The sequence below is a fragment of the Kitasatospora sp. NPDC085879 genome (genome assembly GCF_040686255.1).
Taxonomy (GTDB): domain Bacteria; phylum Actinomycetota; class Actinomycetes; order Streptomycetales; family Streptomycetaceae; genus Kitasatospora.
In genome coordinates, this window is the sequence record NZ_JBFBJZ010000047.1 from 54,041 (window position 1) to 60,831 (window position 6,791).

Genomic DNA, 6,791 nt, shown 5'->3' on the forward strand with positions numbered 1-6,791 from the left:
GCCTTCAGGCCGGGGAGGAATGGCTCCTTGGCCCGGAGCCGCGAAGCGGCGGAGTGATCTTCGGGTGTTCTGGCGTGAGCCGTTGTCGGTGGCCTTCGGTAGGTTGCTCCCGTGCATCTCCGCTACTCCTTTCGGATCTATCCGACAGCTGGTCAGCGTGCGTCGCTGGAACGGACGTTCGGGTGTGCACGGGTGGTGTACAACGACGCTCTTGCCGCGCGGAAGGACGCCCGGAAGGGCGGCCTGCCGTACCCCAAGAGCACCGATCTCCAGAAACTGGTGATCACGGCGGCGAAGAAGACCGCCGAGCGGGCGTGGCTGGCATCGGTCGGGGTGGACCCGTTGATCCAGTCCCTGCGGGACCTGGATGTCGCGTACCGGAACTTCTTCGACTCCGTGTCGGGCAAGCGCGCCGGACGGCCGGTCGGGCTGCCCCGGTTCAAGTCCCGCAAGGACAGCCGGCAGAGCCTGCGGTTCACCCGCAACGGATTCCGCATCCGGGGCAACGGCAAGCTGAACCTGGCGAAGATCGGCGACGTGCGGGTGAACTGGTCCCGCGCCCTCCCCGCCGAACCGTCGTCCGTGACGGTCGTCCTCGATGCGGCGGGGCGTTTCCACGCCTCCTTCGTTGTGGACGTGGAACCCGAGCACCTGCCCGAGGCTGCCGCCGAGATCGGGATCGACCTCGGGCTGACCACGTACGCCGTCCTGTCCACTGGCGAGGTGATCGACAACCCGCGCTTTCTGCGCAAGGCGGAGAAGAAGCTCAAGGCCGCGCAGCGGCGGCTGTCCCGCAAGGCCAAGGGCTCGGAGAACCGGGCGAAGGCCCGCAGGAAGGTCGCCAGGGCGCACGCCGAGGTGGCCGACGCCCGCATGGACTGGATGCACAAGCAGACCACCCGGCTGATCGGCGAGAATCAAGCCGTCTACCTGGAAGATCTGAACGTGCGCGGCCTCGCCCGCGGCCCTCTGGCCAAGTCCGTCCACGACGCCGGATGGGCAACCTTCCGGCGACTGCTCGAAGAGAAGGCAGCCCGGTACGGGCGCACCGTCCACGTCGTGCACCGCGCGTTCCCGTCCTCCCAGCTCTGCTCGCAGTGCGGACACCGCGACGGCCCCAAGCCCCTGCACATGCGGGAGTGGTCCTGTACGGCGTGCGGCGTGCTGCACGACCGTGACCTCAACGCTGCTCGCAACATCCTGGCCGCCGGGCAGGCGGACAGGCTAAACGCCCCTGGAGGGCCGGCAAGTCCCGGTGTGGCGATCCCACGCCGGGCACGGCCCGTCGAACGAGGAACCCACCGGAACGCGAGCGGAACGGGGCGCAAGCCCCACGCCGCAGGCGCGGCCGGAATCCCCGCTCCTTGAGGGCGGGAAGGATGTCAACGAACACGCGGACCACCCATTCGTCGAGCCGGGTGCCGAACGCCGCCGCCGAGTCGATCTCCGAACCCGGAAGCGTCCCAGCGTCATCCACGTCGGCGAGATGGTCGACGTCGGCCCAGCCACCTCGGTAGAGCACCACGGACAGCAGGGTCTCCGCGGGGCCGGAGAGAAGAACACCCACCGAGTCGGGATCGCTCACCTGTGACCTGTCCGTCTCAAGGCTATGTGGCCATGGCGCCGCTACATTACGCCACGTCTCCTCGCCCACCACGAGACCAGCGGTCTGCCAAGCAGGCGTCCGCGCAGCCACCTCTGCAGCTGCCTCGTCGAGATCCACGACCTTCTCCATGGGATGGATCACGGCTCAGCCAGGCTGCCGTCTTCCACCGACTCACCGCTGTCGAGCGGCAGGGCCGGCTCAGGATCAGCGCGCCGAGGACGACCGCGACGGCGGGGAGCCCGAGGGATCCCACTCCGCCACCTCGATGCGTCCTCACGCCCGCGGACGCGGGCTGCGGCGAGCATGTCCGGCGAAGCGGCCATGCGTGACCGGTGCCTTGGCCTGTTCCCGGAACAGCGCGAACAGCAGCATCAGCACTGGCTGGCCGAAACGCCGGCGCCGGCCGGCGCACGGACGTCCGTTCCGTCCGCGTTCGCAGCCGTACGACAGATGTTGGGGGAAACATGGCACTGGAGTTGCCGCCGGAACTCGCTGCGGTACTCGGTCTCCTCGGGCTGGACTGGCCCCAGGTGAACGAGGACGAACTGGTCAGGCTCGCGGACGGGCTCAGACGACTCGCCTCGGCGATCGACTCGGTTCAGATCACCGCGGACAAGGCCCTCACCGCGCTGGGAGAGGTCTACCACGGTGCTTCGGCCGACAAGCTGGCCGAGCTGTGGGAAGCCGTTTCGAAGTACTCCGGCCTGGTGGTGGAGGCCTGCGGTGTCGCCGCGAACGCGCTCAACGCGGCGGCCCTGGTGATCGAGGGCTGCAAGGGTGCGACCGTGGTCCAGTTGGTGGCCACCCAGGGTGAACTGGCGGCCTCCTCGCTGATCGGGCCGGGGGGTTCCGCGGCCGTCGTCGCGGCCGGCCGGCAGATCCTCTCCACCGTCCTGGAGGAGGCGGTGTCCGCGCTCGGGCAGGCGCTGGCCCAGCCGGTGGCCGACCTGGTGGAGACCGTGGTCAAGCAGCTGGTGCCCGGCGGCGGGTCGGGGTCGGCGGGCGGTCCGGGGGCCGGATTCGGGGTGGACCTGGCCCAGTTGGCCTCCTGCGCGCTCGAACTGCGGAGCCACGCCGACGACATCGACTCCCACGGCAGTTCGTTCCGGCAGGTCGTCGAGAACCTGGATGTGGGCATTCCCGGTGACGCGTTCGGCAGGCTGGTGATCGCGGCCGCCGAGCAGATCGCCACCAGCATCGGCGTGGAGGTGCTCAAGCGGCTGCTCGGCTCGTTCCGAGGCACCGCCGACCGGATGGACCAGGTGGCCCAGAACCTCACCGAGCACGAGGACTCACACACCCGGCAGATGCACGGCATCCTGTCCGGAAAGGAGTCCCCGTCCTCTCCCCGCCCGCTCCAACTCGCGGGCGGGGCAGGCGACACGGCCGCGGGCGGCCCGCACCACGCGGGCCCCGCCGCCACCGACGGGGCGCACCCCGGGCCCCACCACGGCGGCGCGGCCGGAATCCTCGTCGGCGGCGGAACAGGCACGGGCCGGGCCCCGGGCCCGTTCGGGTCAGACCGGCCCGCACCGGACAGGCCCGTCGCGGACAGGCCCGCGGCGGACACGGGCCGCGCCGGTGTCCCGCCGCAACAACCGCGGGGCGTGGCGAGCGGCCCGCACCCCGCCGCCCCTCACCACGGCGCCGGCCAGGTTCCGCCGAGGAGCGACCCCGGATTCGGCGCCGGCCACCGGGGAACCGAACCCGGCTCCCTCGACCGCGGGCCGGCGCTGCAGACACCCGGAGTGCCCGGCCCGGCCCCGTACGGCCAGACGGGCGGGGGCCCGCACCAGGGTGGTCCGGTTGGTGCAGGTGGCCAGGGAGCCGCCGGGCCGGTACGAGACGCGGCTTCGGCGCCGCCGAACGGTGCCCCCCGCCCCCGCCAGGACGACCCCGCCGAGGACCCTGCCAAACTCTTCGCCGCACCGCCGCCGTCACGTGCCGCCGGCGACCAGGACGCCTGAGGAAGTGTCGGGTGATCGCGCAGCTACCTTGAGGTCGTCGCGGTGATCACCAGGGCTCCCCGGCAGAAGAGTTGAGACGTCAGATACCTCACTCGACTGCCTGGGGGTCCTGTCCGTTCTGCCTCGGTCCACGACCGCCCGGCCGTCACCGATCGGTGGTCGCTCTGACATGGTTCATTGAGCCCCTTTCAGAGCGGCCACCGATCGGTGACAGAGCTGCGGTTTCAGCCATCACGTCCGTGCCGTCCTCGCGGAGCGAGGGAAGCGTGGACGAAATCGTGGACGGCCGCGGTGGGTCTCCTGCGGCTGGCCCGGGCAAGGCCCACCCGGCGGCAGTCGCAGGAGGACCGCGTCGGCGTGGCCGTCCGTCAAACCGGCGGTGGGATCGGACCGATCGCTCTGCCGCATCGGTTCCCGGCGCATGCCGGAGGACCGAGCCGCACACCCGTGACGGCAGGTGCGCCGATCCGAGGGGGCGCGTCCGGGCCACGATCTGACCCGTCGGCCGTCCCGGGCCCGTGAGGGCTACGTCCTGCGTCGCTCCAGCCGGGCCGGTGCGTAGTTCGCCTGCTGTCGGCGGAACGAGCGACCAAGGTGGTGCTGGAGCCGGACGTGGCGGAACTGGTAGACCGCGCCGGTCTGACGCAGTACTCCCCGGTGGTACGCGTCGTTCAGGAAGGCGACGGTGTTCCAGGGGAGCCTGCCGGTCAGGGGCAGCCAGATCCGGGACAGGACCACCCACTGACCCCAGGCGGTGAAGGAGAGCGCGTACGAGAGCGTGCCGCCGAGCCCGGCGATGGCTCCGATGAAGATCCCGTCCGACAGCTGCCAGTTCATCGGGCCGAGAGGCCCTCGGAGCCCGTCGACGATCAGGTCGCCGCCGAGGGCGATCGCGAGGGTGAGCATCGGCACCAGGACGAGGACCTGCCGGCGCACCTCCGCGCGGTTCGAGGACAGCACCGTGACCGGAGTGGCCGCCGAGGCGACGTCCAAGGGGGCTTCGAGTGAGGCGAGGATCCCGAAGACCAGCCCGGCGCCCGATCCGAAGATCAGCCCGAAGACCAGCATGTTGATGAGCGTGCCCTCGATGACCGCGCTGTTCGTCAGCGGAACCCCGTAGTACAGCCTGCGCTCGAGGGCGAGGGCACTCGCACACCCGACCCCCATCACGAATCCGCCCACCAGGACGGCTCCGAACCGGGCGCTGAAGGCGCGGATCGGTCTGCGGCCGATACCGGTGTGGGTGCCGGGCAGCCGTAGCCGCACGTGGGTCGGCTCGAAGACCCCGCCGCCGGACGCGGCCATGGCCCCGTACACGGATCCGAAGGCGAGGCTGGCGGCCAGCCCCATCAGCGCCCCCTGCAGGATCGCCTCACCGAGCCCGAACTGGGCGACGGCAAGGGCGACCAGCCACTCGGACACGGCGACGCACAGTGCGGTCGTCACCACGACGGCCATGACGCGGGTCGAGCGCCGCAGTGAGTCGCCGATCTGCCACCATGCGAGGTCCTGCTGGTCGCGGTCGAGCCGAGCCAGGTGGTGGGCGAGGTAGCCGAGCCAGAGCTCGGCGCGCTCCGGGTCCCAGTTCCGCTCCCGGCGCCGGTGGCTTCCGGCGGTCCGCTCGGGAACGCGGCGCTGGTAGACCGTCGGTACGAAGCCGGCCAGCAGGTGTTCCTCAAGGGTGTTCTCGGCGGGGAACCGCCCGGTGTCCAGGAGCTCCGCCGGATCCCGGTCGGGCGTCTCGCTGTACATCGTCCGCGCCAGGATGACCATCAGCGGGGTCCCGAGAACCCGGGCGAGGTTCACGCTTCCCCGAGTCTGCTGAGCCCGCAGTTCCTTCAGGACGGGATCCCACACCGCCCCGGTCCCGCCGTCGCCGCGGGTGACCGGCCGAGCGGTCCGGGGCAGGTAGGCCGCGAGGTCGTCGAGGGTGAGGTCGGTGAGCTCGATACCGGCGGCCCAGACCAGTGGCGCCCGGGCCGTGTTGACCGCCTCGGCGAACTCGCCGTGTCGGCTGGTCATGACGAGCGGCAGCGAGCTGGTGTTGAGCGCCTCCAGTGCCTCCCGCCGAAGGCCTTCCGCGATCTCGTCGAACCCGTCCAGGACGGGCAGGATGAGGTCGGCGTCGACCAGAGCGGCGGCCAGCGTCGATCCGCTGGGGGCCCGGCGGGTCAGATGCGGATGATCACGCAACAGCAGGTCGATCATCCAGTCCCGCAACGTGGTGGTCGTCGGGTCCCAGGATCCGAGACTGAAGATCACCGGCACCCGGTCGTCAAGCGCCGGGGACTCCAGGAAGTCCAGGACGAACCGGATCGTCAGGATCGACTTGCCCGAGCCGGCCCGGCCGAGAATCACCAGCCGCCCGGACGATATCCGTCGGTAGACCTCGGTCACACTCCGCAGATCACCGCTCAGGTCCACACGGGGGGAGGTCGCTCCGGGCGGGAGGCGCTGAATGTTCTCCGAATGGTCCGTCAGGAGCGAGGGCGCCTCGCGCCAGCGCACCGGCAGCGGAAACGGATCGTGAACCCGGCGCTGCTCCTCCTCGCGCTGCCAACGACGCCTGACCTCCTTCGCCAGCTCGTCGGCGGCAGCGGCGAGGGCGTCGCGCATCGGCGACGCAGGCCGAGCCGGTCCGGGCAGAGGTACGGGCGCTCCACCGACCGGGCCGGGCGCAGCGGCGACGCGCTCGGGCATGACAGGGGCCGGCTCGGGCGTGACAGGGGCCGGTAAAGGTGTGACGGGGGCCGGCTCGGGCGTCGCGGGGGCCGGCACGGTCTGCGCCTTGGCCAGGGTGGCCGCCAGCCTCTGGCGGTCCTCGTGGCCGACCTCCAGGGCATCCGCCAACAGGTTCAGCGTCCCCAGGCGGGTATCGCTGGACTTGCCGGTCTCCAGTCTGCGGATGGTGCGAACACTGACGCCGGACTTCTCCGCCACCTGTTCCTGCGTCAACCCCGACCGAGTCCGCAGACTGCGCAGCAGCGTGCCGAGCTGATCTGTCATGTCACCACCCCCTCGACCACCGAGCGCGGTCGCCGGCGAGCCTACCGTGACGGCCGGTCATATATGGCCGGTGCCCTGGCCTGTCACCTGATCAGCACAGACTCCACGATCGGTGGTGCCCGGTCGGCTCGCCGGCAGTGGGCGGCGCACTCCGCAGGACTCCCGGCGGCGGAGGCGCCCGCGGTCGGTCGGACGGACTCGGGGGGCCGCCC

Annotated in this window: 3 protein-coding genes; 2 read left to right on the top strand and 1 reads right to left on the bottom strand. The window is 71.2% G+C overall.

The window, feature by feature from the left end; translation table 11 throughout:
• Window positions 1-111 precede the first annotated feature (111 nt).
• Together AB0P35_RS29445 and AB0P35_RS29450 are read left to right on the top strand one after the other, a co-directional pair.
• Complete coding sequence (locus tag AB0P35_RS29445; RefSeq protein ID WP_363516660.1) at window positions 112-1,368, top strand: RNA-guided endonuclease TnpB family protein; 1,257 nt, start codon at window positions 112-114, stop codon at window positions 1,366-1,368.
• 702 nt (window positions 1,369-2,070) lie between these two features.
• The gene (locus tag AB0P35_RS29450; protein ID WP_363516662.1) at window positions 2,071-3,573 is read left to right on the top strand and encodes a hypothetical protein; all 1,503 of its coding nucleotides are present in this window, start codon (window positions 2,071-2,073) and stop codon (window positions 3,571-3,573) included.
• 525 nt (window positions 3,574-4,098) lie between these two features.
• Here the strand turns inward: AB0P35_RS29450 and AB0P35_RS29455 are convergent.
• On the bottom strand, window positions 4,099-6,579 hold the full coding sequence (locus AB0P35_RS29455) for a helix-turn-helix domain-containing protein (RefSeq protein ID WP_363516665.1): 2,481 nt from the start codon (window positions 6,577-6,579) through the stop codon (window positions 4,099-4,101).
• Between the last annotated feature and the right edge of the window lie 212 nt (window positions 6,580-6,791).